Consider the following 25,890-nt stretch of genomic DNA (forward strand, 5'->3'; position numbering starts at 1 on the left):
CATGACGGCGCCGTGCCAGTAAAAATGGCGAACCGAAGAGGTTCGCCATTTTTACACGTCCGTTCCGCAAATGATGCCGGTAGCTTACTTGGACAAGCAGTCGCTCATGAAGGCCTTGCGCTCATCGCCCTTCTTGCCGGTGGCCTGGGCATTGCAGGTCTTCATCTTTTCCTGCTGGCTGTTCTTGGCGGGTGCGGCCGCGGGCTTGTTGGACAGGCAATCGCTCATGAAGGCCTTGCGCTCGTCGCCCTTCTTGCCAGTGGCCTGCGTGTTGCAAGCCTTCATCTTGTCCTGCTGGGTGTTAGCTGCCGCCGGTGCCGCGGGTGCTGCGGCCGGTGCATTCTGGGCGAAGGCGCCGGTGGCAAAAAGCGGGGCTACCAGCACGCACATCGCGATCAATTTTTTCATGCTTGCTCTCCTGGCTGTGGAAAACTTCATGGCTGCTGGCCTGTCGGCTCGGCAACTCGGGGCTGGGCCCAATGCCCATTACTGCACAAAACGGCCTATACCCCCATCGCGTTGACCATCGAAGCGCGGCCGGATGTAAGCAATTGAAAACGGCCCCGTCGTGGTCGCACGGCGTGGGCCTGCCAAACCTAGAGCAGCCGGCCCTGGCCCCGCGATGCGACATCGGCCTGCATGGCGGCGCGCTGGCGGTCCATGAAGTCGCGCAGCGTGTCGATGCCGCGCAGGCGCAGGATGGTGTTGCGCACGGCGGCCTCGACCAGCACGGCGAGATTTCGGCCGGCCGCCACCTGGATCTTGACCATGTGGATGGGCAGGCCGAGGACGTCGAGATACTGGGAGTCCAGTGGCAGGCGCTCGAATTCGCCATCGTTGCGGCGTACCAGCTGCACCACCAGCTTGAGCTTCATCTTGCGGCGTACCGCGGTCTCGCCAAAGATGGTCTTGATGTCGAGCAGGCCCAGGCCGCGCACTTCCAGCAGGTTCTGCAGCAGCGGCGGGCAGCGGCCCTCGATGAAGTCCGGCCCGAGGCGCACGAAATCCACGGCATCGTCCGCCACCAGCCCATGTCCGCGCGAGATCAGTTCCAGGCCGAGCTCGCTCTTGCCCAGGCCGGACTCGCCCATCACCAGCACGCCCATGCCGAGGATGTCGAGGAACACGCCGTGCATGGTCACGCGCGGCGCGGAAATGCGCGACAGATAGAGGCGCAGGTGATCGATTACCGCGGCAGAAGACACCGGCGTGGTGAACAGCGGGGTGGACGAGCGTGTGCAGCGCAGCTCCAGGTCGGGCGGCGGTTCCATGCCGTCGGCGATCACCAGGAACGGCGGCTCTAGCAGGATGAGCTCGCCCATCTGGCGCTTGCGCATCTCGTCATCGAGACGCTGGTAATACGTGATTTCGGGCTTGCCCAGCACCTGGATCCGGTTCGGGTGGATCAGGTTCAAGTGGCCGACGAGATCGGCCGCGGACGTGGCTTCACGCGCAAACTCGACATCGAATGCCCGGTCCGCTCCCTCAAGTCCTGCTACCCAGGAGAGTTTGATATCGGCTGCGTTGTCGTCGAAGATCGACTGCGAGGTGACGCCAGTGAGTTCCATTCGGGTGCTTTCAGGGACGGGCTTTCAGTGCCGGATCAAGGGTGCCATTGCGTCAGCAACTGGTGCACGTCGTCGGGGGTGGGCAAGGTAGCCAGTCCTTCGCGCATCTCGCGGTCGGACAGCAGCTGGGCGATCTCGGAGAGGATTTCCAGATGCTGCTGGGTGGCCTGTTCGGGCACCAGCAGGAAGATCAGCAGCGCGACCGGCTTGCCGTCGGGCGACTCGAAGGGGATCGGCTCGGCCAGGCGCATGAAGGCGGCCAGTGGCTGCTTCAGTCCCTTGATGCGGCCGTGAGGGATCGCAACCCCCGCGCCCAGGCCGGTGGACCCCAGCGACTCACGGGCGAACAGGTTGTCGGTCACGGTCGCGCGCGCTACGCCATGGTTGTTCTCGAAGAGGAGCCCGGCCTGTTCGAACACGCGCTTCTTGCTGGTGACGCTGACGTCGAGGTTGATGTTGCCGGGTGGCAGCAATTTAGCCAAACGATTCATGTGGAATGCGCAGGGTTTTCTATCTAGTAAGCAGGCCCGGGGCCAGGAGGCGTCCCGCCGGGCGGAAAGAGGATAAAAACCAAGGCCCGAGGTGTCCACCGGGTGTCCCCCCATGCCGGTGTCGGGCGTCTGGCCATTATAGAGCAGGCCCGCTTCCGCTTTGTGCATTGCAATAGCCGATGCGCTCAAGCGGTGCCGCATGCACCGGAATGGCCAGGCCAGTCAACCATGTATTGCACAGCATACACTGCTACATATGCGTTGCGGAATCCCCTGCGTGACCCGATCGGGTGGGCTGCAACGAAAAAGCCGCGCTCTGGGCGCGGCTTGATTCCGTTTTTCAAGGGACTGACACCGACGGCCCGGTATGTGGGCCGCCAGGCACGGTCATTGCTGCATCTGCGATGCGGCCATCTGATACTTGACCGCTTCACGGTCGTGGCTCTGCACGCGATCCTTGTGGCGAATCACCTGCCGGTCGAGCTTGTCGACCAGTGCGTCGATAGCGGCATACAGGTCTTCATGATGCGCTTCGACAAAGATGTCCTTGCCCTTGAGATGTAGATTGATTTCCGCGTACTGCCGCCGGTCCTTTTCTTTTGTATTGTCGACAGAGAGCAGCACACTTACGCCAATGACTTGATCGAAATGCCTGACGATACGCTCCAGTTTCGTTTCCACGTACTCACGCAGAGGGGGCGTGATGTCCAAGTGGTGTCCACTGATCTTGAAGTTCATAGCGTTTCTCCTTCTGAAAGAGCTGCATCAGGCAGGCGATGCAGCTCGGCTACAAAGTCTTACGGAGATTGACTGCTGGAATCTTGAGCGCTTCGCGGTATTTGGCAACGGTACGCCGTGCCACCACAAAGCCTTGCTCGCCGAGCAATTCGGCAATCCGGCTGTCGGACAAGGGGTTCCTAGCGTCTTCGGCTCCTATCAATTGCTTGATCAACGCACGGATTGCCGTTGATGAGGCCGCGCCGCCGGTTTCTGTGGATACGTGAGAGCCGAAAAAATACTTCAGCTCGAAAGTCCCCATCGGCGTTGCCATGTATTTATTGGTAGTCACCCGAGAGATGGTGGACTCGTGTAAACCCAGTGTATCGGCAATCTCCCGCAAAACCAAGGGGCGCATCGCAATTTCACCGTGGGTGAAGAAGTTCTTTTGACGTTCGACAATGGCTTGTGCGACGCGCAATATCGTATCGAACCTTTGCTGGATATTCTTGATCAACCAGCGTGCTTCCTGCAGCTTTTGCTGCAGTCCGGCCGCGCCCGCATCGCCTTTTGCACCGCGCAAAATCTGCGCGTACATGTCGTTGATGCGTAGCCGCGGCATCACATCCGGGTTGAGGTGGGCGATCCATCCGCCGCTCAACTTTCGAACAAAAACATCGGGCACCACGAAGTCCGCTTCCGGCCGGCTGTAGGCATGGCCGGGATAGGGCGCGAGCGAGCGGATCAGTTCATGTGCCGCCTTGAGTTCCGGCTCGTCCACTTGCAGCGCTTTTTTCAGGCGCGTGTAATCGCGTACCGCCAGCAGCTCGAGGTGGTTGGTGACGATGCTCAGCGCCAGTTCGCGCTGCGGATGCTTGAGCCTGCGCAATTGCAGCGCCAGGCATTCGGCGGCGTTGCGCGCCCCGACGCCCGGCGGATCGAAGCTCTGCAGCAGCGTGAGCACAGCCTGGATCTCGTCGACCTCGAACTCGAGCTCCTCCGGCAGCTCGCTGCAGATTTCCTCGAGCGTGGTGCTCAGGTAGCCGTCATCGTCCAGGGATTCGACCAGGAAGATAGCCAGCCCTTTGTCGCGCAGGGAAATCTTGAGCGGCGCCAACTGCTCCATGAGGTGTTCACGCAGCGTGGGCTCGGCGTCGCGCAGCTGCATCGGGGTTTTTTCGTCGTCTTCGCCTTGCGGGCGGCGGGCGAAGTCGTCCAGGCTCCAGTCGCTGCCGTAGTCCTCATTGCTGTCGGAGTAGCTGTCGTCGGCTTCGGGGGCGCCATCGGGGCGGTTCTCGCTGGTGCCCTGGCCATCGGCGGGCGCCGGCGCTGGCGCGCTCTGCAGGTTCACCGAGCCGTCCGAAGACACGCGCAACGGGCTGTCCAGCCAGTCGTTCTCGCGCTCGAGCAAGGGGTTCTCTGTCAACGCCTGTTCCACTTCCTGCTGCAGTTCAAGCGTGGACAGTTGCAGCAGCCGGATCGACTGCTGGAGTTGCGGCGTAAGCGCGAGATGCTGCGAGAGGCGGAGCTGTAGCGACGGTTTCATGCGACCTATTTTATGCCCAACTTCCGTACTGGTGGAACGGAAATTGCTATCGCTGGTGTCGCTATGATCGTTTGAAGGATAAAAGGCGACACTGAAGCCGCCCGGGGGCGATGCGCGGCAGGCGCCGCGCGCCCTTACATGCGGAAGTTCTCGCCCAGGTAGACCTTGCGCACCGACTCGTTGGCGATGATGTCTTCAGGCTGCCCGGACGCCAGCACCGCGCCTTCGCTGATGATGTAGGCGTGGTCGCAGATGCCCAGCGTTTCGCGCACGTTGTGGTCGGTGATCAGCACGCCGATATTGCGTGCCTTGAGGAAGCTGACGATGCGCTGGATTTCGCCAACCGCGATCGGGTCGACGCCGGCGAAGGGCTCGTCGAGCAGGATGAAGCGCGGCGCGGAGGCCAGCGCGCGGGCGATTTCCACGCGGCGGCGCTCGCCGCCGGACAGCGACAGCGCCGGGTTGTCGCGCAGGTGGGCAATCTGCAGGTCATCCAGCAGGGTGTCCAGCCGGCGCTCGATCTCGGCCTTGCCCAGGGGTTTGCCATCGTTGAGCTGCAGCTCCAGCACTGCGCGGATGTTCTCCTGCACATTGAGCTTGCGGAACACGGAGGCTTCCTGCGGCAGGTAGGACAGGCCCATGCGCGCGCGCTCATGGATGGCCAGGCCGCTGATGTGCTTGTCGTCGAGCACGATATCGCCCTCGTCCAGCGCCACCAGCCCCACGATCATGTAGAACGACGTGGTCTTGCCCGCGCCGTTGGGGCCCAGCAAGCCAACCACCTCGCCGCTCTTCACGTCGAGCGACACGTCCTTGACCACGGTGCGTGAGCCGTAGCGCTTCTTCAGGTGGCGCACGACCAGCGTGCTGCTGTCCTTCAGGGTGGCGGGCTGGGACGGTGCGGTTTGGGTAGCGGTCATGAAGGTGAAGTCAGAATCCGTGGGTCAGGGGTTGACGGGGGCGGTTGCCGGCTTGAGCGGCAGCGGATTGGCTGCGGCACCGCTGGCGGGCTGCTCCTGGCGCGGCGACAGCACGGCGCGCACGCGGCCCGACGGGCTGCCCGCGGTCGCGTTCTCGGCGCCGCCGCTGGCCGTGTAGAACTCGTTGCGGCTGTCATAGGTGATCACCGCGCCGCGGATCTCGTCGACCAGCTTGGCGCCGGCCAGGCGGGCCATGCGGGCGCGCCCGATCAGCTTGGACAACTCCTGCTTGCCGTCATACTCGATGCGGTCGCCCCAGCCGTCGATGTACTCGTCGACGTTGTCGCGCTTCTGGCGGATATAGGCTTGCTTTGCGCCCTTGGAGGTCGCGATCGCGTACTGGTAGCCCTCGGGATCGGTACGGACTTCGGCCGCGTCGGATTTGAGCACCATGGTGCCCTTGGTCAGCACCACGTTGCCGGTCAGGACATAGACCTGCTTGACGTCATCGTAGCTGGCATTGTCGGCCTCCAGGACCAGCGGCTTTTCGCGGTCGGCCTTTTCGGCGTTGGCGGGCGCGGCCAGCGTGAGGCCAAGGACGGCGGCCAGCGTCAGCAAAGCGGCCGTGCTGCGGCGCAGACAGGACGAAGTCGTCGGGAATGGATTCATGTTGGCGTGATGGCGGTTGACGCGGGCGGCTGGTGCCCGCGGGCGGCTTCTGGGCTACTTCGCGGGACTCGCCGGTGGCGGTCCCGTGATGATGGTGCCGCGTACGTTACCCAGCAATTGTACTTCGCGAGTGACATTGTTGAAGACCAGGCCGTTGGCGGTCATCACCGACGGGCCGCGGGTCAGCTTGACAGCCTTGTCGGTCTTGACGATGTCATCGTTCACCAGCACCTGGAAGTACTCCGAGGCGGCCGTCATCTGCGGATCCTTGGCGGGGTCGGGGCCCTGGGCACGCACGATGAAGGCATTGCCGAACAGGTCGATGACCGAGCCTTCCGCGTTCATCGTGCCGCGATCGGAGTGGCCGGTGACGGGCGGACGGTCGATTTCGTAGGAACGCATGGCCGGGCGCGTCACATCGTAGGTCTGGTCGTCCTCGAAGTGGATCATCTTGTCGCCGGTGAAGCGCAGCTTGGTGTTGCCGTCCTCGGCAAGCTCGGTCGCGGAAAAACGGATCATGTAGTAATCCGGCTCATGCTTCTTGCCTACCGGCCCGGTGTTCGCTTCTTTCGGGGAGTTGACCTGCACCAGCCAGAAGGTGCTGCCCGCCACCAGCGCCATCAGCAGCAGGGGCAGGGCTCGCATGGCAAGCCGGCTCAGGGAGGACAGGATTTCCCGCATAGGCATGGGCTGGCCTCAGATGACCTTGGCGCGGGTCAGGTCGTGGATGTGGAGCGCGCCGACCAGGCGCCGCTCTGCGTCGACCACCAGCATCTGGTTGATGCGGTTCGCCTCCATCACCTGCACGGCTTCCACGGCCAGCTGGTCCGGTCCGACGGTATGCGGTGTGCGGTGCATGACCTCGCTGATGGGTACGGTCTTCCAGTCGCGCGGAGTTTCGAGCAGGCGGCGCAGGTCGCCATCGGTGAAGACGCCGATCAGGCGGTCGTCCGGGTCCACCACCGCGGTCATTGCCATGCCTTTGCGGGTGATTTCCATCAGGGCCTGTGCCAGCGGGGTGCTCTCGCGTACCTTGGGCACCGCGTTGCCGCTGCGCATGACGTCGCGCACGTGGGTCAGCAGCTTGCGCCCGAGCGCGCCGCCCGGATGCGAACGGGCAAAGTCTTCCTCGCCAAAGCCGCGGGCATCCAGCACCGCCACCGCGAGCGCGTCGCCCATCGCCAGTGCGGCGGTGGTGCTGGCGGTCGGGGCCAGGTTGAGCGGGCAGGCTTCTTTTTCCACGCCGGCATTGAGGTGCGCGTCGGCCAGCTTGGCCAGCGTGGACGCGGGGTTGCCGGTCACGGAGATGAGCTTGGCGCCGATGCGCTTGACGATCGGGACGATCGAAAGCAACTCGGCGGTCTCTCCGGAATTGGAAAAGGCGATCAGCACATCGTCGCGCGTGACCATGCCCAGGTCGCCGTGGCTGGCTTCGGCCGGATGCACGAAAAACGCGGGCGTGCCGGTCGAGGCCAGCGTGGCCGCGACCTTGCGGCCGATGTGGCCCGACTTGCCGATGCCGGACACGACGACGCGCCCGCTGCAATTGAGCGTCAGTTGCACGGCCTGCGCAAATCCGTCGTCCAGGCGGCCCGCAAGGGCGGCAACGGCGTCGGCTTCGATCTGGAGGGTTTCGCGAGCGAGCCTAAGTGCTCGATCCGCATTGAAATTAGCTATCATGGCGACGAAGTATACCAACGAATGCGATGGCGCTTGGGCTGTTCCTGGGATCGGGCAGCCGGGGCGGCCATCGCGCTTGCCGTAATCCGCCGGCAGGGCCGCCCGCACCGGGGCCGGCCCGGTGCCCGGCGCGGCGTACCTGACCCTGTCGATGCACTCTCCGCTGGACCTTACCCTTGTCCTGCTCGCCGCCGCCGTGTTTGGCGTGGTCGCGTTTCGCATGTTGCAGTTGCCGCCGATGCTGGGGTACCTGGTCGTGGGCATCCTGATCGGGCCGCACGCGCTCGGCCTGGCCAGCGATACCGCGCAAACCAAGTACCTGGCCGAGTTCGGCGTGGTCTTCTTGATGTTCTCGATCGGCCTGGAGTTTAGCCTGGGCAAGCTCAAGGCGATGAAACGGCAGGTGTTCGGCCTGGGCGGCTCGCAGGTGGTGCTGTCGCTCCTGGCCGTGATTCCGGCCAGCTGGGCGTTCAACTGGCTGTTTCCGCTGTCCTGGCAGGCCTCGGTGGCGCTGGGCGGCGCGCTGGCCATGTCATCCACCGCCATCGTGTCCAAGATGCTGTCGGAGCGGCTGGAGCTGGAGAGCGAGCACGGGCGCAACATCATCAGCATCCTGCTGTTCCAGGACCTGGCCGTGGTGCCGCTGCTGATCGTGATCCCGGCGCTCTCGCGCGATCCGGGCGACCTGATGATGGCGCTGGGCCTGGCCACGGTGAAGATCGTGGTGGCCCTGAGCCTGATCTTCTTTGTCGGCCAGCGTCTCATGAGCCGCTGGTTCCACATCGTGGCGGCGCGCCGCTCGCAAGAGCTGTTCATGCTCAACCTGCTGCTGGTCACGCTGGGCATGGCCGCGCTGACCGAGCGGCTCGGCCTGTCGATGGCGCTGGGCGCCTTCATGGCCGGCATGCTGATCTCCGAGACGCCCTATCGCCATCAGGTGGAGGAGGACATCAAGCCCTTCCGCGACGTGCTGCTGGGGCTGTTCTTCGTCACCATCGGCATGCTGCTCAATATCCATGTGGTGCTCGATCACTTATGGCTGGTGCTGGCGCTGCTGGTGGTGCCCATTGTCTTCAAGCTGGTGCTGATCTCCGGCCTGGCCCGCTTGTTCGGTTCGCGCCAGGGGGTGGCGATCCGTACCGGCCTGGGCCTGGCGCAGGCCGGCGAGTTCGGCTTCGTGCTGCTTAACCAGATCGACGGCCTGAACCTGGTCGACCCGGTGCTGATCCAGGTCATCCTGGCTTCCATGCTGTTGTCGATGCTGGCGGCGCCGTTCCTGATCCAGTACAGCGACGCCATCGTGCTGCGCTTTACCGCCAACGAATGGCTGATGCAGTCGCTCAACATGACGCGCATCGCGGCGCAGAGCCTGCAGACCGAGAAGCACGCCATCATCTGCGGGTTTGGCCGCAGCGGCCAGAACCTGGCGCATATGCTGGAGCGCGAGGGCATCACCTACGTGGCGCTGGACCTCGACCCGGACCGGGTGCGTGAAGCCGCCGGCGCGGGCGACACGGTGGTGTATGGCGATGCCGGCCGGCGCGAGGCGCTGATCGCGGCGGGCCTGCATCGCGCGGCAGCCTTGATCATCACTTACAACAACACGCCCTCGGCCCTCAAGGTGCTGCACCATGTGCAGGAGCTGGAGCCGGCGCTGCCCGTGATCGTGCGCACCATGGATGACTCGGAGCTCGACATCCTGCAAAAGGCGGGCGCCACCGAGGTGGTGCCCGAAAGCATCGAGGGCAGCCTGATGCTGGCCTCGCACGCGCTGGTGCTGCTGGGGGTGCCCATGCGGCGCGTGGTGCGCGGGGTGCAGGAGGCGCGCGATGCGCGCTACAGCCTGCTGCGCGGCTACTTCCACGGCCGCGACGACGAGGAAGACATGGTGGAGCGAGAGTCCGTGCGCCTGCACTCCATTTCGCTCGGCCCGGAGGCCACGTCGGTGGGGCGGCGCCTGGGCGCGCTCGGGCTGGACCGTATCGGGGTGGAGGTGACGGCGGTGCGCCGGCGTGGCATCCGCGCGTTCGATCCGGAGCCCGATACCGTACTGGAGCCGGGCGATATCGTGGTCTTGCGCGGCCAGCCAGAGGCGCTGGAAGCGGCCGAGGCGCGCATGCTGGCCGGCTGAGCCCGCGCTATGCGCTCAGTGGCGCAAGTTCGGGTTCATGCCGCCACGCGGCTGCCGGCGTGCGCCTCTTCCGCCCACGATGGCGGCAGGCCCTCCAGCACGGAGCGCGCATCGAGCGAGCCAATCGGGATGCGCGGGTCGGCGGGAATACGGCCTTCGCCTTGCAGCATCAGGTAGCGCAGGCAGCATACGCGCAGGAAGGACGTGAAGTTTGCGGCCTCGCCCCGGTAGGCAACCAGTTCGTCGTGCAGCCGGGTGATGAGCTGGCCCACGCTCATGCCGTCGCGGCGCGCCAGGGTTTCGAGCACTTCCCAGAACAGGCTTTCCAGCCGGATGCTGGTGGCCACGCCATGCAGCCGGAGCGAGCGGGACTGGCCCTGGTACGACTGCGGGGTGGCCCGGATGAAGATTTCACACATAGAAGAACTCCCGTGCTTAACGGCCCGCGATAGCCCTGGGCAGGCTCGCGGGCCGCGTGCGGTAGCCTCTAATGTACGATCCTGGTGCCCAGGACGGCAAGGAACTGCGCCAGCCATGCCGGGTGCGCGGGCCAGGCCGGTGCGCTTACCAGGTTGCCATCGGTGTAAGCCTGGTCGACCGGAATGTCGGCATATTTTCCGCCCGCCAGGCGCACTTCGGGCGCGCAGGCCGGATAGGCCGAGCAGGTGCGGCCTTCCAGCACGCCGGCCGCGGCTAGCAACTGGGCGCCGTGGCACACCGCGGCAATCGGTTTGTTGGTGCTGGCAAAGTGCCGCACGATCTCCAGCACCCGCTCGTTCAGGCGCAGGTATTCCGGGGCGCGCCCGCCCGGAATGACCAGCCCGTCGTAGGCCGCCGGATCCACATCGGCAAAGCTCGCGTTCAGCGCAAAGTTGTGGCCGCGTTTTTCGCTATAGGTCTGGTCGCCCTCGAAATCATGGATTGCGGTGGGGCAGCTGGCGCCGGCCGCTTTGTCCGGACACACCGCATGGACCGTGTGGCCCACCATCTGGAGTGCCTGGAAAGGCACCATGGTTTCATAGTCTTCGGCGTAGTCGCCGACCAGCATCAAGATCTTTTTCGCCATCGCTGTCTCCTGTATGGTTACGGTTGTCCCGGGGGAGCCACGCACGCAAAGCGTGCCATCCGCCCAGGCGCTGCCCATTGTGTTGCCGTTTGCGGCAACCCGGGTGGTAACCCATTACCGCATCCAGCCTGCCGATTTGGCGGGCTGCCCGAACGAGTCCCCATGCCCAACACCACGATCCAGTCGTCCGCCCTTGGCGACGTTACCCACTACCTGCGCGAGCGCATCCGTACCGTGCCGGACTGGCCCCAGCCCGGCGTGATGTTCCGCGACATCACGCCGTTGCTGCAGGATCCCAAGTCCCTGCGCGTGCTGATCGACGTCTTTGTGCACCGCTACATGGACGCCAGGCTCGACGTGGTGGCCGGCATCGACGCACGCGGCTTTATCCTGGGCGCCATCGTGGCGTACGAGCTGAACCTGGGCTTCGTGCCGATCCGCAAGAAGGGCAAGCTGCCGTTCGAGACCGTGGCCGAGGAATATGAGCTGGAGTACGGCAGCGCCACGGTGGAGATCCACGCCGATGCCTGCAAGCCGGGTGATCGCGTGCTGCTGGTGGACGACCTGATCGCCACCGGCGGCACCATGATGGCTGGCCGCAAGCTGCTCGAGCGGCTGGGCGCCACCGTGGTGGAAGGCGCCGCCATCGTCGACCTGCCCGAGCTCGGCGGCTCGCGCCACCTGCTGGATAGCGGCCTGCCGCTGTTCACGGTTTGCCGCTTTGATGGGCATTGACCTGCATTGACGGCCGCTCTCTGAGCGGCTTGCGCATTGGGCTTGCGGCCATTTCCACCGCGTGGACATGGCGTTGCCCACACATGCCTGCAGGCGCATAATGCCCCATTGACAACGATACGATGGCCGGGCGAAATCTTGCGATCCGCAATGGAGGCACCGGTCACATAAGGGCATAAGGGCGCAGCATGGGCGTACTACTTCATTTGCTTTCCGGCGTGGCGCTGCTGGTGTGGGGCACCAACATCGTCAAGGTCGGCATCCTGCGCGTGTATGGCGCCAACCTGCGCCACGTGCTCTCGTCCAGCATTTCCAACCGGTTCACGGCCTTTGCCGCCGGCCTCGGCGTGACCGGCCTGGTCCAGAGCAGCAACGCGACCGCCGTCATCGTCAGCTCCTTCGTCGGCCAGGGCCTGATTGCCGTGGCCCCGGCGCTGGCCATCATGCTGGGCGCCAACGTCGGCACCGCCATCATGGTGCAGGTGTTCTCGCTGGACCTGTCCTGGCTGTCGCCGCTTCTGATCTTCGTTGGCGTGATCCTGCATCTGTCCTGGAAGGGCAACAAGCCTGGCCACGTGGGCCGCGTACTGATCGGCCTGGGGCTGATCACGCTGGCGCTGGAGCTGATCTCCATCGCCACCCGCCCCGTGGTGGAAGCGGCCGGCGTCAAGGTTTTGTTCGGCACGCTCACCGGAGACCCCACGCTGGACATGCTGATTGGCGCCTTCCTGACCATCCTTTGCTATTCCAGCCTGGCGGTGGTGCTGTTCTGCGGGGCGCTGGCCTCGGCCGGGGTGGTGTCTCTGCATGTGGCGATGGCGCTGGTGCTGGGCGCCAACCTGGGCTCGGGCATTTCCGCGCTGCTGACCACCTCGGGCAACAACCAGCCCGGCAAGCGCGTCACGCTGGGCAACCTGCTGTCGCGCCTGCTCGGCTGCGTGATCGCGCTGCCTTTGCTCGGGCAGGCCGAACACCTGCTGGCGCTGGTCGATGCCGATCCACAGCGGCTGGTCGTGAATTTCCACCTGCTCTTCAATGTGGCGCTGGCGGTGCTGCTGCTGGGCGCCACCGGTCCGCTGGCGCGCCTGTGCGAGGCGGTGCTGCCCGGGCGCAACACCGGCGATAGCCAGGTCACCCCGCGCCACCTCGATCCCGCCGCGCTGCCCACGCCGGCGCTGGCGCTGTCCAATGCCGCGCGCGAGGTGCTGCGCATCGGCGACCGCATCGAGCAGATGCTGGACAACATGCTGCGCGTGCTGCGCACCAACGATGCCAAGCTCGCCACCGCCACCTGCCGCATCGACGACGAGGTGGACGATCTCTACACCGCGATCAAGCTCTACCTGACCCGGATCAGCCTGGAGGCGCTGGACGAGCGCGACGGCCGGCGCTGGACGGAGATCATCTCGCTCACCATCAACCTCGAGCATGCCGGCGACATCATCGAGCGCATCCTGCAGGACGCGCGCGAAAAGAAGATCGCCCACAACCTGGCCTTCTCGGAAGCGGGCATGCACGAGATCTCGCAGATGCACGCGCGCGTGGTGGCCAACCTGCGGCTCGGGCTGTCGGTTTTCCTCTCCGGCGACCTGAAAAGCGCGCAGCAGCTGATGGCGGAGAAGGCGACCTTCCGCGAGATGGAGCGCCAGTACGCGCGCACCCACCTGCAACGCATCGCCGTGCAGACCGCCGAGAGCATCGAGACCAGCTCGCTGCACCTCGACGTGATCAGCGACCTCAAGCGCCTGAACTCGTTGTTCTGCGCCACCGCCTACCCGGTGCTGGAAGAAGCTGGCGTACTTAACCGCAGCCGCATGAAGGAAGACGATGGCGAGCCCCCGGCCAGGGCGGTGCCGTCCGCGCAGGCGCACTGAGGAGCCACTAAGGAGCCGCCAGGGAGTGCTACAGCTTGTAGCCGATCTCCCGCAGCAGGTTGCGCCGCGCGGCAATGTCGGCCTCGGTTTCCAGCCCGAGCGGCGAAGCGCCATCCACCACGCCAAGCACCGCGCGCCCCTGCGCGGTCTGCGCTACCACCACCTCGGTCGGGTTTGCCGTGGCGCAATAGATCCGGCATACCTCCGGCACCGCGCGCACGGTCGCGAGCACATTGACCGGGTAGAAGCCGTCGCCAAGGAACAGCAGGAAGCAGTGGCCGGCGCCGATTGCCAGCGCGTTCTGGCATGCCAGGTCGATCATCGCCTCGTCGGTGCCGGACCAGCGCACCAGGCGCTTGCCCGAGGCCTCGCAGAACGCTAGTCCAAAGCGAATGCCCGGCACCGCGCCGGCCAGCGCCTCGTGGATGTCGTCCACGGTCTTGATGAAATGCGATTGCCCGAAAATGAAGTTGGTCGCCTCGGGCTTGGCGATCGGCACTACGGTGAGTTCCATGGCCGTGCTCCTGCATTGGCCTGTGCCAGCCCCCGAAAAAGGGCTTCAAGAGGCGCGGCCTTCCGCAGTCTATGGTAGGCCGGGCAAGGTCGAATGCAAGGCGCCGCGCTGGCCTACTTCGAGGAAGGCGGGCGGCGTCTGCGGCGCGCGCGCTGCAGCATCGCGGCGATGGCCACAAGCACGGCCGCGCCGCCCAGCGTCAGCGCCAGATTGCCGGATACAGCGCCGCTCGCCTTGGCAGGTGCCTGGGCAGCGCTGGCGGCGCTGGCCTCCCGGGCGGCTTGCGCGGGCGGGGCGGATGCCGCTGGCGCTGCAGGTTCATCCAGCGCTCGCGCCGCCGGCGCGGCCAGGTCGATCGGCGTGACGGTGGCCTGCGCCACGGCCGGGCCGGCAACGGCGGCGCCGCCGAGCAGCAGCGCGCATTGCCAGGCGCACAGGATGAGGCCGAACCGCGTGCGCACCGTGGTCAGCGGCGCTCGAGCAGCGGCGCCAGGTACTTGCCGGTGAAGCTCGCGCGGCTAGCCGCCACTGTTTCCGGCGTGCCCTTGGCGATTACCTGGCCACCGCCCGCACCACCCTCCGGGCCCATGTCGAGCAGCCAGTCCGCGGTCTTGATCACGTCCAGGTTGTGCTCGATGATGACCACCGTGTTGCCCTGGTCGCGCAGCTTGTGGATGACCTTGAGCAGCAGTTCGATATCGTGGAAGTGCAGGCCCGTGGTGGGCTCGTCCAGGATGTAGAGCGTGCGGCCGGTGTCGCGCTTGGACAGCTCCAGCGACAGCTTGACGCGCTGCGCCTCGCCGCCCGAGAGCGTGGTGGCGGACTGGCCCAGCCGGATGTAGCCAAGGCCCACGTCCAGCAGCGTCTTGAGCTTGCGCCGCACGACAGGCACCGCCAGGAAGAACTCGTGCGCGTGCTCCACCGTCATGTCGAGCACTTCGTGGATGTTCTTGCCCTTGTAGAGCACCTCCAGCGTTTCGCGGTTGTAGCGCTTGCCGTGGCAGACGTCGCAAGGCACGTACACGTCCGGCAGGAAGTGCATCTCGACCTTGATCACGCCATCGCCCTGGCAGGCCTCGCAGCGCCCACCCTTGACGTTGAACGAGAAGCGGCCCGGATCGTAGCCACGCTCCTTGGCGGAGGGCACGCCCGCGAACAGCTCGCGGATCGGCGTGAACAGGCCGGTGTAGGTGGCGGGGTTGGAGCGCGGGGTGCGGCCGATCGGGCTCTGGTCGACGTTGATGACCTTGTCGAAATGCTCCAGTCCGTCGATGCGGTCGTGCGCGGCCGGCTCCGCCGTGGAGCCATACAGGTGGCGCGCCACCGCGTGGTAGAGCGTGTCGTTGATCAGCGTCGACTTGCCCGAGCCGGACACGCCGGTCACGCAGGTGAGCAGGCCCACCGGGATCTCGGCGCTGACGTTGCGCAGGTTGTTGCCGGTGGCGTTGATGATGCGCAGCAGCTTTTCCTCGTCGGGCGCGGCACGCTCTTTCGGCACCTCGATGCGGCGCGCGCCGGACATGTATTGCCCGGTGAGCGAATTGGCCGACTGCTCGATCTGCTGCGGCGTGCCTTCGGCCACGATCATGCCGCCGTGCACGCCGGCGCCCGGGCCGATGTCGACCACGTAGTCGCAGGCGCGGATCATGTCTTCGTCGTGCTCCACCACCAGCACGGAGTTGCCGATGTCGCGCAGGTGCTTGAGCGTGCCGATCAGGCGGTCGTTGTCGCGCTGGTGCAGGCCGATGGACGGTTCGTCCAGCACGTACATCACGCCGGTCAGGCCGGAGCCGATCTGCGACGCCAGCCGGATGCGCTGCGCCTCGCCGCCCGACAGCGTGTCGGCGCTGCGTTCGAGCGACAGGTAGTCCAGCCCCACGTTGTTGAGGAAGTTCAGGCGCGCGCTGATTTCCTTGACGATCTTGTCGGCGATCTCGCGCTTGGCGCCGTGCATGTCCAGCGTGAGGAAATAGGTGAGCGCGTCGCGCAGCGGCCAGCCGTTGATCTCGTAGATGGCGCGCGCCTGGTCGTTCTCGCCCAGCTTGACATGGCGCGCCTCGGTGCGCAGGCGGGTACCGTGGCAGGCGGGGCAGGCCTGGTTGTTCTGGTACTTGGCGAGCTCCTCGCGCACCGCGATGGAGTCGGTCTCGCGGTAGCGGCGCTCCAGGTTGGGAATGATGCCCTCGAAGGCATGCTCGCGCACCGTGGTGCGGCCACGTTCGTTCATGTAGGTGAACGGGATTTCCACGTCGCCCGAGCCGTGCAGCACGACTTCCTGCACCTCGGCCGGCAGGTCCTCGAAGGCCGTATCGAGCTCGAAGTCGTAGTAGGCCGCCAGGCTTTGCAGCATCTGGAAGTAAAACTGGTTGCGGCGGTCCCAGCCCTTGATGGCGCCCGAGGCCAGCGACAGGTTAGGGAAGGCCACCACCCGCTTGGGATCGAAGAAGGTGATCTGGCCCAGGCCGTCGCAGCTCGGGCAGGCGCCCATCGGGTTGTTGAACGAGAACAGCCGCGGCTCCAGCTCCTGCAGCGAGTACGAGCAGATCGGGCAGGCAAACTTGGAGCTGAACCCGTGCTCCTGGTTGGTGTCGATTTCCAGCGCGATGGCGCGGCCGTCGGCCAGGCGCAGCGCGGTCTCGAACGATTCCGCCAGTCGTTGCTTGATGTCAGGGCGCACCTTGACGCGATCCACCACCACGTCGATGGAATGCTTCTCGGTCTTTTTCAGCTTGGGCAGCGCGTCCACCTCGTAGACCACCGCCGGCGCCTCATGCGTGGTGCCGCCGCCGGAGCGGATGCGAAAGCGCACGAAGCCCTGCGCCTGCATGGTGTCGAACAGGTCGGAATGTTCACCCTTGCGGTTGGCCACCACCGGCGCCAGGATCATCAGCTTGGTGTCTTCCGGCAGCGCCAGCGCGGCGTCGACCATCTGCGAGACGCTTTGCGCCTGCAGCGCCAGGTTGTGGTCGGGGCAGTAAGGCGTGCCGGCCCGCGCGAACAGCAGCCGCAGGTAATCGTGGATCTCGGTGACCGTGCCCACGGTTGAGCGCGGGTTGTGGCTGGTTGCCTTCTGTTCGATGGCGATCGCGGGCGATAGCCCCTCGATCAGGTCGACGTCCGGCTTTTCCATCAACTGCAGGAACTGGCGCGCGTAGGCCGACAGCGACTCCACGTAGCGGCGCTGGCCCTCCGCGTACAGGGTATCGAAGGCGAGCGAGGACTTGCCCGATCCGGACAGCCCGGTAATCACGATCAGCTTGTTGCGCGGCAGATCGAGATTGATGTTCTTCAGGTTGTGGGTACGGGCACCACGGATTCTAATTTCTTCCATATACCGATTGTCTTCGCCAGGCGGGGCCGCCGGTCAGGTCGACAGGCCGGGTCTCACGGAATTTCAAGAAAAAAGCATGCCAGCAGGGCCGCAGCTGGCCCGCGCCGGGGCTCGCGGTGTCCGATTCGGAGCCGAAAGCGCAGCGGAGCAAACCTGTTAATATACCGAACTTCGGTTTCCGGGGGTTGCTTGGGCCATTAGACTGCGCCCTGCAGCAACGGTGGCAGAAGCGCCGCAACTTCCGCTCCGGCCATGGATCGAAGTTGTCGCCGCCCCGTCAGCATTGGGGTGATGCGGTGCGTGTGCGGTGCACGACCCGGCAATCCGTCATAGAAATTCCCCACGATCGCAATGTCGTCGATCCATAGCTCCTCCCAAGATGCGGCCAAGGCCGACGATTCCAAGGTTCAGCCCGCTGCCGGGCGCGACCGCATGACCGGCATGGAAGTGCGGGCCAGCATTTCGCTCGCCAGTATCTTTGCGCTGCGCATGCTGGGCTTGTTCCTGATCCTGCCTGTGTTCGCCGAGTACGCGCATGGCCTGCCCGACGGGCACGACGCCCAGCGCGTGGGCCTGGCCATGGGCATCTACGGCCTGATGCAAGCTTTCCTGCACATTCCTCTCGGCTGGCTGTCCGACCGCGTCGGCCGCAAGCCGGTGATGGTGGCGGGCCTGCTGCTGTTTGTCGCCGGTGGGCTGGTGGCGGCCCACTCCGACACCTTGTCCGGCATCATCATCGGCCGCTCGCTGCAAGGCATGGGCGCGATCTCCGCGGCCATCACCGCCTGCATCGCCGACCTGACCCGCGAGCAACATCGCACCAAGGCCATGGCCATGGTGGGCGGCAGCATCGGCCTGACCTTCGCGCTGTCGCTGGTGATTGCCTCGCCGCTGCTGCACAGCATCGGCATGCCCGGGATCTTCACGCTGATGTCGGTGCTGGGCGTGGTCGCCATCCTGGTGACCCTGTTCCTGGTGCCCACGCCGCCGCCGCCGCATCCCGTGCGGCTGCCGTTTCGCAGCGTGCTGCTCAACCCAGACCTGATCCGCCTGAACGTGGGCGTGCTGGCACTGCACGCGTCGCAGGTGGCCATGTTCATGGTGGTGCCGGCCATGCTCAGCGATGCCGGCATGCCGCTGGACCAGCACTGGAAGGTCTACCTGCCGGTGGTGCTGGTTTCCTTCGTGCTGATGCTCGCGCCGATGATGGCCGCCGAGCGCTATGGCAAGGTACGCCCCGTGCTGCTCGGCGCGGTCGGCCTGATGACCGCTGTGCAGCTGCTGTTTGCCGCCGTGCACGGCCTGTGGGGCATCGTTGGCGTGTTGCTGCTGTTCTTCGTGGCCTTCAACGTGCTGGAAGCCATGCAGCCCTCGCTGGTGTCGCGCTACGCCGCCGCCGCGCGCGGGGCGGCGCTTGGCGTCTACAACACCACGCAGGCGATGGGCCTGTTCCTGGGCGGCGCCGTGGGTGGCTGGCTGCTCAAGCACGAAGGCCGCAGCGCGGTCTTCATCGGCTGCGCCGTGGTGCTCCTGCTCTGGCTTATAATCGCCTGGAACATGAAGTCGCCGCCGGCCCGGAAAAGCAGTGCCCAGGCCGTCGCTGCCTGAAGTTGGCAGTCCGCGGTCACTGGTCCGCAAGGGCTGCCCGCATCACTTCGTATAGCTTTTTGCCGTAATTAGGCACTAGCATGACCGCGCGCCCGACTTCTTGGCCGGGGGCGCGTTATTCGTTTACGCATCAGTCAACAGTCAAGGCATCGCCACGCCGCTTGCAGCAGAGGGCGTGGCCCTGGGAGAACATTCACATGGCATCGATCAACAAAGTCATCCTCGTCGGCAACCTGGGCGCGGATCCGGAAACCCGCTACCTGCCCAGCGGCGACGCCGTGAGCAACATCCGCCTGGCGACCACCGATCGTTACAAGGACAAGACCAGCGGCGAGATGAAGGAAGCCACCGAGTGGCACCGCATCGCCTTCTTCGGCAAGCTGGCCGAGATCGCCGGCCAGTACCTGCGCAAGGGCTCGCAGGTCTATATCGAAGGGCGCATCCGCACCCGCAAGTGGACCGACCAGTCCGGCGCGGAAAAATACAGCACCGAAATCGTGGCTGAGCAAATGCAGATGCTGGGCTCGCGCCAGGGCATGGGCGGTGGCGGCGGCGGTGGCGACGACATGGGCGGTGGCGGCGGTGGCTACGGTGGTGGCCGCGAATCGTCGGGCGGCGGCGGTGGTTACGGCGGCGGTGCGCGCAGCGGTGGCGGCCAGGCTGCCGGTGGCCAGCAAGGTGCCGGTGGCGCGCGTCGCCAGCAGCAGGCTCCGTCGAATGGCTTTGAAGACATGGACGACGATATTCCGTTCTGACCATTCTGAGCATCCCCGCCATCCCAGGCCGCGACTGTCGGTACGGCCTGCACCGGCAAACAAAAACCCCGGGAATCGTTGATTCCCGGGGTTTTTTGTTTCTTGGCCTTTCGAAGGCCCCCGCACTTCACTCCGCGGTCGCCCCCGAGTCCTTGGCCACCTTGGTCCACCTGGTGGTCTCCGAACGAATGAACCCGGCCAACTGTGCCGGCGCCATATCGCCTGCCGTCACGCCTTGCTCCTCGAAGCGTTTCTGCACCTCGGGCAGTTGCAGGACTTTTGCCAGCTCGGTGCCCATACGCTGCTCGATCGCAGGCGGCGTGCCACGCGGCGCCATCAGTGCGTACCACGTCGTCACCTCGAATCCTTTGACGCCGCTCTCGTCGAGTGTCGGGACGCCGGGGTAGGCGGAAGACCGTTTCGCCGTGGTGACAGCGAGCGCCTTCACCTTGCCGCTGCGTACGTGGGGCGCGGCGGAGGGGCTGGTTTCGATGGCCATCTGGATTTGCCCGGCGATCAGGTCCGTCATCATCGGGGCGCCGCCCTTGTAGGGCACGTGGGCGATGTCGGTGCCCGTCATCGAGCGGAACAGCTCGCCGGATAGGTGCTCGGTGCTGCCGGTGCCGGCGGAGCCATAGTTGATCTTGCCTGGATGCGCCTTGATGTAGGCAATCAGTTCCGGCACGGACCTGGCCGGGATCATTTGGTTGACCAGCAGCACGTTGGGCGTCAACGCGACCATGCCGATCGGGTCGAGGTCCTTGGCGAAATCGTAGGGGAGCGTCTTGTAGATGCCGGGCGCCATCGTGTGTGCGATGGTGGCGAGCAGGAAGGTGTAGCCATCCGCTTGCGCCCTTGCCACGTTGGCGGCGCCGAGCGTGCCGCCCGCGCCGGGCCGGTTGTCGATCACCACCGGCTGGCGCAACGCTTCGCCGAGCTTCTGGCCGATGGTGCGGCCGATGATGTCGGTAGTGCCGCCAGCGGCAAACGGGACGACCAGCGAGATCGGCTTGGCGGGCCAGCTATCCGCCGCGAACGCGACGACACCCGCCGACATGAGGGCGGTGCCGAGGATGCTGGCGATCACGGCGCGGCGTGCGGTGGGCTTCATCTTGTCTCCTGAGGGATCGTTCTGGTAGTTGGCGCGGTGCGCTTTTTTGCTGGCAAGACTGTACGTAGCGCCTCAGGCCGGCGCCAGTCTTGTTCCGGCAAGGGGTCTTCAGGCTTTGTGAAGAGTGGCGCCGGGCCAGCGTCCGTCCTCGACCAGCGCGCGGGTCACACTGGCCAGCACGGTGCGGGCCGCCAGGCCAGCCGGAGACAGTTCATCGTCGCAGAGGCTGACCAGCAGGTTGGGCCGATGGACCGTGCTGTTGCTATTGCTGTCGGCGATTTCCAGCATGCGCAGCGGCTCGCCGATCAGCCGGGCCACCGCCGCGCCGGGCTGGATGGTGGCGCCGAGGCCGGCGCGCACCGCATCCATCAGCATCGCCAGGCCGTCGATCTCGGCAATGACGTTGAGCGGGTGCTGGCTGCGCGCAAACGCGGTGTTGAGCAGGGCACGCAAGCCATGCGGGCTGCTTGGCAGGATCAGCGGCAGCTCGCCAAGCTGCTCGATCCGCACGGGCCCGGCCGCCGGTAGTCCCGCAAGTCCCTCCCGGGCGATGACGAACAGGCGCTCGTCAAGCAGCGGCGTCACGTCCCAGCGCTGGGTGCCTTCGATCTGGAACAGCACGGCGAGGTCGAGTTGCCGCGCTCCGATCATCGACGCCAGGTTGCCGGAGAGGTTCTCGACCAGGTGCAGCCGGATATCGGGATAGCGCTCGCGCATGGCCAGCATGAAGGGCAGGCCGAGCACGGCGATGGTGCTCGGCGCCATGCCTACGCTGACGTGGCCGGAGAGGCGCGCAAGCTGCGCGGCGCGTACTGCGTCGTCGGCGTGGCGGATCGCCAGCTGCGCCTGCCGCCAGAAGGCCAGGCCCGCGTCGGTTGGGACGACGCCGCTCGATGTCCTTTGCAAGAGGCGGGTCGACAACTCGCTCTCCAGCCGGCTGATCTGCTGGCTTAGCGCGGAAGTGACGACGCCCAGCTTCTGGGCCGCTTGCCCCATGCTGCCCAGTTCCACTACCTGCACGAAATAGCGCAGCTGCCGAAGTTCCATATGCCTTCCCCGATTCCCTTGCCCGCAACGACTGGCGGTATTGTAGGGGGAGGCGCATTGCGAACTGCACGGCATGCAAGCGCTGCGCAATCCAAGATGAACAAGGCCTCCCGTCAACGAGAGGCCTTGCGGTAGTGTGCCGGGCGCGAGGAGGCGCCCGTTTTCCATCGCAGCGCCGGTGACGGCGCCGTGCGTGCTCAGTGCGGCATGGCGGTGAAGTCCAGCGCGTTGGTCAGGTCGCCCATGGCCTTGCCCTTGTTGGCGAGCAGGGCGGTATCGCGTTGCTGCAGGCCCGGCAGGGTCGGCAGGACAAAGCGGCGGGTGATGAAGCGCAGCGCCGAGGCCGTGTCGTATTGCGTGTGGTCGACAAAGCCCTTCTTCACATACGGCGACACCAGGATCGCCGGGATGCGCGTGCCCGGGCCCCAGCGGTCGCCGGTGGGCACTTGCGCGTGGTCGTAGAAGCCGCCGTTTTCGTCGTAGGTGACGAGGATCAGCATGTTCTTCCACTGCGGGCTCTGCTGGAGCTGCGCGATCACGCTGGCGATATGCTTGTCGCCGTCGGCCACGCTCGCGTAGCCGGGGTGCTGGTTCAGGTTGCCCTGCGGCTTGTAGAAGGTGACCGCAGGGAGGTTGCCGGCGGCGGCGTCCTGCAGGAACTGGCTGTCGAAGTCCTTCAGGTGCGCGCTGCGGTTGGCGGCCTGGGTGACCGGGTCGAAGTTGGCGTAGTAGTTGAACGGCTGGTGGTGCGCCTGGAAGTTGGGCACGGTGTTGTTGTAGATGGCGGTCGGGTCCTGCGTGGCCTTGGCCCAGGCACCGGCGTACCAGGCCCAGCTCACGCCGCGCGCGTTCAGCAGGTCGCCGATGGTGGTCTGGGTCTGCGGCGGCAGCGTGGTCGCCTTGGTGGAGTCGGCGTAGAGGCCCGTGGCATCGGTGGTGGCGGGCTTGTTGCCGCTAGGCTGGTAGTCCGGCTGCATGGTGTTGACCGCGTAGAACATGCCGCTGGCGTCCTTGGGTGTCAGCGTGCTGTCGTTCTGGTACACCGCCTTGCCGGAGAGGACCGAGGTGGGGTTGCCGGTGCCGGGGGTCAGGCGCACGAAGTTGCCGTTGGCGTCGACGTCGATCGCGGAGATCGAGCCCTTGGCCGGCGAGGTGGCCGCGTCGGCGTTCGGGTACTGCGGCGCGCAGGCGCAGATCAGGTACTGGTGGTTCAGGAACGAGCCACCAAAGGCACCCATGTAGAAATTGTCGGCCAGCACGTACTGCTTGGCGAGTTGCCACATCTGCATCTGGCTGCCGTCGTAATAGCCCATCGACAGGCCGCCCGCGTCCGAGAACGCGGCGTACTTGTCGTTCTTGCCGCCGTTGATCTGCATCTGGTTGTTGTAGAAGCGGTGCACCAGGTCGCGCGTGGTGACGTCTTGCGAGACTAATGTGCCGGTGCCGTTGATGCCGCCAGACACAAGCGGGGTGTCGATCTGGAACGGCTTGTTCGCCCAGTTGGCGGTGCTGGCCTGCGGCAGCTGCGTGGTTTGCCCTGCCGCGGTGAGCCCGCCCCAGGTCGGCGGCAGCACCGGCAGCACGGAGCCATCGAAGTCCTTCTGGGGCTCGGCGGTGCCGGTCGAGGTGGGGTTCACGCCGGGGATGCCGTTGGCGCCCGGGAACAGCCCGTAGAGATTGTCGAAGCCGCGGTTCTCGGCATAGATCACCACCACGGTCTTGATGTTGTCGAGGGCGACCCGCTTGGCGACGCCGTCGCGCAGCGCCTGGGCGAGGTCGCCGCCGCCGGCCACCGCGTCGGCGATCAGGTCGATGGTCTGATCGATCTCCGCCTGCAGGGTTGCCTTGATGGCCTTGTCGGTTTCCTTGTTGTGGTCGGCCAGCAGCTTGTCCGCCGTCACGCCGATGCGGGCGGCCAGACGTGCCTTGGCCGCGGTGAGGTCGCCGCCGTTAGACTCCGTGAGCGCGACCAGTTCGGTCGTAATCGCGCTGAGCACGCCGTTGGCGCCGGCCGGTGCGCGGAACACCAGCGGACGGGTCACGGCTGCGTGGCCGCCGGCGTCATCGTTGCGGAAGGCGTCGCTGCCGATCTCGGCGGCGATCGCGCCTTGGCCGGTGAGCGTAAAGGCGCCGTTCTTGTCGGTGTAGGTGCTGGTTTCCGTGCTTTCGCACTTGCCATTGTTGTTGGCATCGATGCAGACCTTGGCGTGCTCGAAATAGCTGCCGGTCACCACGCCCGAGGTGGTGAGGGCAGCAGTGGAGTCGCTGCCGCCGCAGGCGGCCATGGCAGCGGCGGCCACCGCTGCAAGGGGATAAAGTCTTAAGGCTCGGCGCATGGAATATCCTTTTTTCGTTATGTATAGGCGGTTTTTTTGGGACAGCCGCGTGATTCTCGCGCCGCACCATGTCAGATTGATGATGGCGCCGGGACGAGAGAAAGATTTCCGGCCGTGCATGACACGCCGCTGTCATGCACGCGTGCTAGCGTGGCTGCCCATTCCTGAATCTCCTGTGCCTGGGCTGCCGCATCCATCCCGCCCTGGCCATTCCACTTCGCCGCACAGATGCCACCGCGCTTTGTTCTGCCGCCAGTTCCTTCCCCGATCCGCCGCCTTGCCACCGGGGCGGTGCTGCTGGTTTTCGCCCTGACCCTGGCGGGCTGTGGCAAGTCCGGACAGGAGGGCGTGGCTGCGGCCCCGGCATCCGCGCCGGCCGCCAGCCAGGTCGCCGCGTCTTCGCGGCCAGCCTATGCCGACGCGTTCTACACCATGATGGCAACGCGCCGGCCGCAGGTGCCGGCCATGGCCGCGCTTGGCAAGGCGCTGTTCTTTGATCCCGCGTTGTCGGCGTCCGGCCGGCTCGCGTGCGCAAGCTGCCACAGCCCGGAACACGCCTATGGGCCGGCCAACGACCTGTCGGTGCAACTGGGTGGCCCCGACATGCTGCGCACCGGCGCGCGCGCGGCGCCGTCGCTGCGCTATGTGCAGAACGTGCCGCCGTTCTCCGAGCATTTCCATGAGAACGACGGCGACGACAGCGAAGACCAGGGCCCCACCGGCGGCCACAACTGGGACGGGCGGGCGTCTTCCACGCACGAGCAGGCCGGCATTCCCCTGCTGTCCCCGCACGAGATGGCGAACGCGGACGCGGCGGCGGTGGCCGCCAGGCTGCGCGCCGGCAAGCATGCGCAGACCTTGCGCGAGGTGTTCGGCGCAGACATCCTGGAGCGCGACGAGGTCGCTTTCCAGGCCGCGCTGATGGCGCTCGAGGTGTTCCAGGAAACGCCGTCGGAGTTCTATCCCTACAGCAGCAAGTACGATGCGTTCCTGCGGCGGCAGGTCAAGCTGAGCGAGCAGGAAGCGCGCGGCCTGCGCCTGTTCAACGATCCCGCCAAGGGCAACTGCGCGGCTTGCCACCCCAGCGCGATCAGCGCCGATGGCGTCTTTCCCGCCTTCAGCGATTTTGGCTTCATTGCGCTGGGCGTGCCGCGCAACCGCAAGCTGGCGGTCAATGCCGATCCGGCCTTCTTCGACATGGGCCTGTGCGGGCCGGATCGCACCGACCTGAAGGCGCGCGCCGAGTACTGCGGCCTGTTCCGCACGCCTGGTTTGCGCAACGTGGCGCAACGCAAGACCTTCTTCCACAACGGCGCCTTTCATTCGCTGGAAGCGGTGTTGCGTTTCTATGTGCAACGGGACAGCAATCCCGGCAAGTGGTACCCGCGCAAGGCCGATGGCAGCGTCGACAAGTTCGACGACCTGCCGCCGCGGTATCGTGACAACGTCAATATGGAACCCCCGTTCGGCGGCGCGCCTGGCAGCAAGGCCGCCCTGTCGGAGGCGGAGATCCGCGACGTCATCGCGTTCCTGAAGACCCTCAACGACGGCTACCGCTTGCCTGCAACCCGTTGAGGCGTCACGCGCCCGGCAACGGGCGGGGCGCCTCGCAGGCCTTTCCTTTTTCAAATCCGTCCCCATTTCCTCCTGACACCGTGCTGTCAGGAGATGTCAGCGCCACACTTCAGCGCGCGGCACGCTGCCGTCCTTCGGGATAGGATAGCGGCCTGACCGTACCGACCGTACCAATACCGCGATTCGCGATGGCTTTCGCCGCGCTCCCGGGGCCCG

General features: G+C 65.8%; 23 protein-coding genes. 6 read left to right on the top strand and 17 right to left on the bottom strand.

The genetic code is table 11. The features are described from left to right. Positions 1-84: 84 nt before the first annotated feature. The 9 genes from A9975_RS11690 to A9975_RS11730 form a co-directional block, all read right to left on the bottom strand. Positions 85-408: a PsiF family protein gene (locus A9975_RS11690; RefSeq protein WP_150991818.1), complete on the bottom strand. Its 324-nt coding sequence runs from the start codon at positions 406-408 to the stop codon at positions 85-87. A gap of 188 nt (positions 409-596) precedes the next feature. Then, entirely contained in the window at positions 597-1,568 is a 972-nt protein-coding gene (gene hprK, locus A9975_RS11695) for an HPr(Ser) kinase/phosphatase (RefSeq protein ID WP_006159437.1), read from the bottom strand. Between the two features lie 35 nt (positions 1,569-1,603). Continuing rightward, a complete protein-coding gene (ptsN, locus tag A9975_RS11700; protein WP_006159436.1) occupies positions 1,604-2,059 on the bottom strand; it encodes a PTS IIA-like nitrogen regulatory protein PtsN in 456 nt (151 codons plus the stop codon). 387 nt (positions 2,060-2,446) lie between these two features. Continuing rightward, a complete protein-coding gene (hpf, locus tag A9975_RS11705) occupies positions 2,447-2,797 on the bottom strand; it encodes a ribosome hibernation-promoting factor, HPF/YfiA family (protein ID WP_006159435.1) in 351 nt (116 codons plus the stop codon). Positions 2,798-2,846: 49 nt separating this feature from the next. Further along, positions 2,847-4,322: an RNA polymerase factor sigma-54 gene (locus tag A9975_RS11710; protein WP_043343436.1), complete on the bottom strand. Its 1,476-nt coding sequence runs from the start codon at positions 4,320-4,322 to the stop codon at positions 2,847-2,849. A 134-nt stretch (positions 4,323-4,456) separates the two neighbouring features. Beyond that, positions 4,457-5,242 carry an LPS export ABC transporter ATP-binding protein gene (gene lptB / locus A9975_RS11715; protein WP_150991814.1) on the bottom strand — a complete coding sequence of 262 codons (786 nt, stop codon included), beginning with the start codon at positions 5,240-5,242 and terminating at the stop codon, positions 4,457-4,459. A 24-nt stretch (positions 5,243-5,266) separates the two neighbouring features. Next, a complete protein-coding gene (lptA, locus tag A9975_RS11720; RefSeq protein WP_183032827.1) occupies positions 5,267-5,911 on the bottom strand; it encodes a lipopolysaccharide transport periplasmic protein LptA in 645 nt (214 codons plus the stop codon). Between the two features lie 54 nt (positions 5,912-5,965). Further along, positions 5,966-6,592, bottom strand: a complete 627-nt coding sequence (lptC, locus tag A9975_RS11725; RefSeq protein WP_183032850.1) for an LPS export ABC transporter periplasmic protein LptC — start codon at positions 6,590-6,592, stop codon at positions 5,966-5,968. 15 nt (positions 6,593-6,607) lie between these two features. Next, the gene (locus A9975_RS11730; RefSeq protein ID WP_150991810.1) at positions 6,608-7,591 is read right to left on the bottom strand and encodes an SIS domain-containing protein; all 984 of its coding nucleotides are present in this window, start codon (positions 7,589-7,591) and stop codon (positions 6,608-6,610) included. Between the two features lie 151 nt (positions 7,592-7,742). Here A9975_RS11730 and A9975_RS11735 point away from each other — a divergent pair, with 151 nt between their 5' ends. After that, positions 7,743-9,722 carry a monovalent cation:proton antiporter family protein gene (locus A9975_RS11735; protein WP_183032828.1) on the top strand — a complete coding sequence of 660 codons (1,980 nt, stop codon included), beginning with the start codon at positions 7,743-7,745 and terminating at the stop codon, positions 9,720-9,722. A gap of 35 nt (positions 9,723-9,757) precedes the next feature. Here A9975_RS11735 and A9975_RS11740 read toward each other — a convergent pair whose 3' ends face one another. After that, entirely contained in the window at positions 9,758-10,141 is a 384-nt protein-coding gene (locus A9975_RS11740; protein WP_043343452.1) for a ribbon-helix-helix domain-containing protein, read from the bottom strand. A gap of 68 nt (positions 10,142-10,209) precedes the next feature. Next, entirely contained in the window at positions 10,210-10,788 is a 579-nt protein-coding gene (locus A9975_RS11745) for a DJ-1/PfpI family protein (protein ID WP_006159426.1), read from the bottom strand. Between the two features lie 162 nt (positions 10,789-10,950). On the opposite strand from A9975_RS11745, the gene A9975_RS11750 reads away from it, so the two are divergent. Both A9975_RS11750 and A9975_RS11755 read left to right on the top strand, forming a co-directional pair. Then, positions 10,951-11,523 (top strand): adenine phosphoribosyltransferase, encoded by a 573-nt coding sequence (locus tag A9975_RS11750; RefSeq protein ID WP_174425619.1) that lies wholly within the window; start codon positions 10,951-10,953, stop codon positions 11,521-11,523. 188 nt (positions 11,524-11,711) lie between these two features. Continuing rightward, on the top strand, positions 11,712-13,397 hold the full coding sequence (locus A9975_RS11755; protein WP_183032829.1) for a Na/Pi cotransporter family protein: 1,686 nt from the start codon (positions 11,712-11,714) through the stop codon (positions 13,395-13,397). Between the two features lie 28 nt (positions 13,398-13,425). Here A9975_RS11755 and A9975_RS11760 read toward each other — a convergent pair whose 3' ends face one another. The 3 genes from A9975_RS11760 to uvrA all read right to left on the bottom strand — a co-directional run bounded on the left by A9975_RS11760 (position 13,426) and on the right by uvrA (position 17,242). Further along, a complete protein-coding gene (locus tag A9975_RS11760) occupies positions 13,426-13,911 on the bottom strand; it encodes an adenosine-specific kinase (RefSeq protein ID WP_183032830.1) in 486 nt (161 codons plus the stop codon). Between the two features lie 113 nt (positions 13,912-14,024). Continuing rightward, a complete protein-coding gene (locus A9975_RS11765; RefSeq protein WP_183032831.1) occupies positions 14,025-14,372 on the bottom strand; it encodes a hypothetical protein in 348 nt (115 codons plus the stop codon). 5 nt (positions 14,373-14,377) lie between these two features. Continuing rightward, on the bottom strand, positions 14,378-17,242 hold the full coding sequence (uvrA, locus tag A9975_RS11770; RefSeq protein WP_150991795.1) for an excinuclease ABC subunit UvrA: 2,865 nt from the start codon (positions 17,240-17,242) through the stop codon (positions 14,378-14,380). A gap of 351 nt (positions 17,243-17,593) precedes the next feature. Here uvrA and A9975_RS11775 point away from each other — a divergent pair, with 351 nt between their 5' ends. Both A9975_RS11775 and A9975_RS11780 read left to right on the top strand, forming a co-directional pair. Next, a complete protein-coding gene (locus tag A9975_RS11775) occupies positions 17,594-18,850 on the top strand; it encodes an MFS transporter (RefSeq protein WP_183032832.1) in 1,257 nt (418 codons plus the stop codon). Positions 18,851-19,047: 197 nt separating this feature from the next. Further along, positions 19,048-19,605, top strand: a complete 558-nt coding sequence (locus A9975_RS11780) for a single-stranded DNA-binding protein (protein WP_183032833.1) — start codon at positions 19,048-19,050, stop codon at positions 19,603-19,605. Positions 19,606-19,732: 127 nt separating this feature from the next. Here A9975_RS11780 and A9975_RS11785 read toward each other — a convergent pair whose 3' ends face one another. The 3 genes from A9975_RS11785 to acpA all read right to left on the bottom strand — a co-directional run bounded on the left by A9975_RS11785 (position 19,733) and on the right by acpA (position 24,099). Continuing rightward, the gene (locus A9975_RS11785; protein WP_183032834.1) at positions 19,733-20,716 is read right to left on the bottom strand and encodes a tripartite tricarboxylate transporter substrate binding protein; all 984 of its coding nucleotides are present in this window, start codon (positions 20,714-20,716) and stop codon (positions 19,733-19,735) included. A gap of 108 nt (positions 20,717-20,824) precedes the next feature. Next, a complete protein-coding gene (locus A9975_RS11790) occupies positions 20,825-21,763 on the bottom strand; it encodes a LysR substrate-binding domain-containing protein (RefSeq protein ID WP_183032835.1) in 939 nt (312 codons plus the stop codon). 197 nt (positions 21,764-21,960) lie between these two features. Next, positions 21,961-24,099 (bottom strand): acid phosphatase, encoded by a 2,139-nt coding sequence (gene acpA / locus A9975_RS11795; protein WP_183032836.1) that lies wholly within the window; start codon positions 24,097-24,099, stop codon positions 21,961-21,963. A gap of 228 nt (positions 24,100-24,327) precedes the next feature. Between acpA and A9975_RS11800 the strand changes: the two genes are divergently transcribed. Beyond that, on the top strand, positions 24,328-25,674 hold the full coding sequence (locus A9975_RS11800) for a cytochrome-c peroxidase (protein ID WP_183032837.1): 1,347 nt from the start codon (positions 24,328-24,330) through the stop codon (positions 25,672-25,674). Positions 25,675-25,890 lie beyond the last annotated feature (216 nt).

Source organism: Cupriavidus sp. UME77 (genome assembly GCF_014170355.1).
Taxonomy (GTDB): domain Bacteria; phylum Pseudomonadota; class Gammaproteobacteria; order Burkholderiales; family Burkholderiaceae; genus Cupriavidus; species Cupriavidus basilensis.

Excerpts from the sequence above, each read along its gene's own strand:
- hpf (WP_006159435.1), bottom strand. The coding sequence starts at position 2,797 with ATGAACTTCAAGATCAGTGGACACCACTTGGACATCACGCCCCCTCTG.
- hprK (WP_006159437.1), bottom strand. The coding sequence starts at position 1,568 with ATGGAACTCACTGGCGTCACCTCGCAGTCGATCTTCGACGACAACGCA.
- A9975_RS11730 (WP_150991810.1), bottom strand. The coding sequence starts at position 7,591 with ATGATAGCTAATTTCAATGCGGATCGAGCACTTAGGCTCGCTCGCGAA.
- uvrA (WP_150991795.1), bottom strand. The coding sequence starts at position 17,242 with ATGGAAGAAATTAGAATCCGTGGTGCCCGTACCCACAACCTGAAGAAC.
- lptC (WP_183032850.1), bottom strand. The coding sequence starts at position 6,592 with ATGCGGGAAATCCTGTCCTCCCTGAGCCGGCTTGCCATGCGAGCCCTG.
- A9975_RS11740 (WP_043343452.1), bottom strand. The coding sequence starts at position 10,141 with ATGTGTGAAATCTTCATCCGGGCCACCCCGCAGTCGTACCAGGGCCAG.
- A9975_RS11790 (WP_183032835.1), bottom strand. The coding sequence starts at position 21,763 with ATGGAACTTCGGCAGCTGCGCTATTTCGTGCAGGTAGTGGAACTGGGC.
- A9975_RS11750 (WP_174425619.1), top strand. The coding sequence starts at position 10,951 with ATGCCCAACACCACGATCCAGTCGTCCGCCCTTGGCGACGTTACCCAC.
- A9975_RS11780 (WP_183032833.1), top strand. The coding sequence starts at position 19,048 with ATGGCATCGATCAACAAAGTCATCCTCGTCGGCAACCTGGGCGCGGAT.
- A9975_RS11785 (WP_183032834.1), bottom strand. The coding sequence starts at position 20,716 with ATGAAGCCCACCGCACGCCGCGCCGTGATCGCCAGCATCCTCGGCACC.
- A9975_RS11760 (WP_183032830.1), bottom strand. The coding sequence starts at position 13,911 with ATGGAACTCACCGTAGTGCCGATCGCCAAGCCCGAGGCGACCAACTTC.
- A9975_RS11755 (WP_183032829.1), top strand. The coding sequence starts at position 11,712 with ATGGGCGTACTACTTCATTTGCTTTCCGGCGTGGCGCTGCTGGTGTGG.
- acpA (WP_183032836.1), bottom strand. The coding sequence starts at position 24,099 with ATGCGCCGAGCCTTAAGACTTTATCCCCTTGCAGCGGTGGCCGCCGCT.
- A9975_RS11775 (WP_183032832.1), top strand. The coding sequence starts at position 17,594 with ATGTCGTCGATCCATAGCTCCTCCCAAGATGCGGCCAAGGCCGACGAT.
- lptB (WP_150991814.1), bottom strand. The coding sequence starts at position 5,242 with ATGACCGCTACCCAAACCGCACCGTCCCAGCCCGCCACCCTGAAGGAC.
- A9975_RS11800 (WP_183032837.1), top strand. The coding sequence starts at position 24,328 with ATGCCACCGCGCTTTGTTCTGCCGCCAGTTCCTTCCCCGATCCGCCGC.
- ptsN (WP_006159436.1), bottom strand. The coding sequence starts at position 2,059 with ATGAATCGTTTGGCTAAATTGCTGCCACCCGGCAACATCAACCTCGAC.
- A9975_RS11690 (WP_150991818.1), bottom strand. The coding sequence starts at position 408 with ATGAAAAAATTGATCGCGATGTGCGTGCTGGTAGCCCCGCTTTTTGCC.
- A9975_RS11735 (WP_183032828.1), top strand. The coding sequence starts at position 7,743 with ATGCACTCTCCGCTGGACCTTACCCTTGTCCTGCTCGCCGCCGCCGTG.
- lptA (WP_183032827.1), bottom strand. The coding sequence starts at position 5,911 with ATGAATCCATTCCCGACGACTTCGTCCTGTCTGCGCCGCAGCACGGCC.
- A9975_RS11745 (WP_006159426.1), bottom strand. The coding sequence starts at position 10,788 with ATGGCGAAAAAGATCTTGATGCTGGTCGGCGACTACGCCGAAGACTAT.
- A9975_RS11710 (WP_043343436.1), bottom strand. The coding sequence starts at position 4,322 with ATGAAACCGTCGCTACAGCTCCGCCTCTCGCAGCATCTCGCGCTTACG.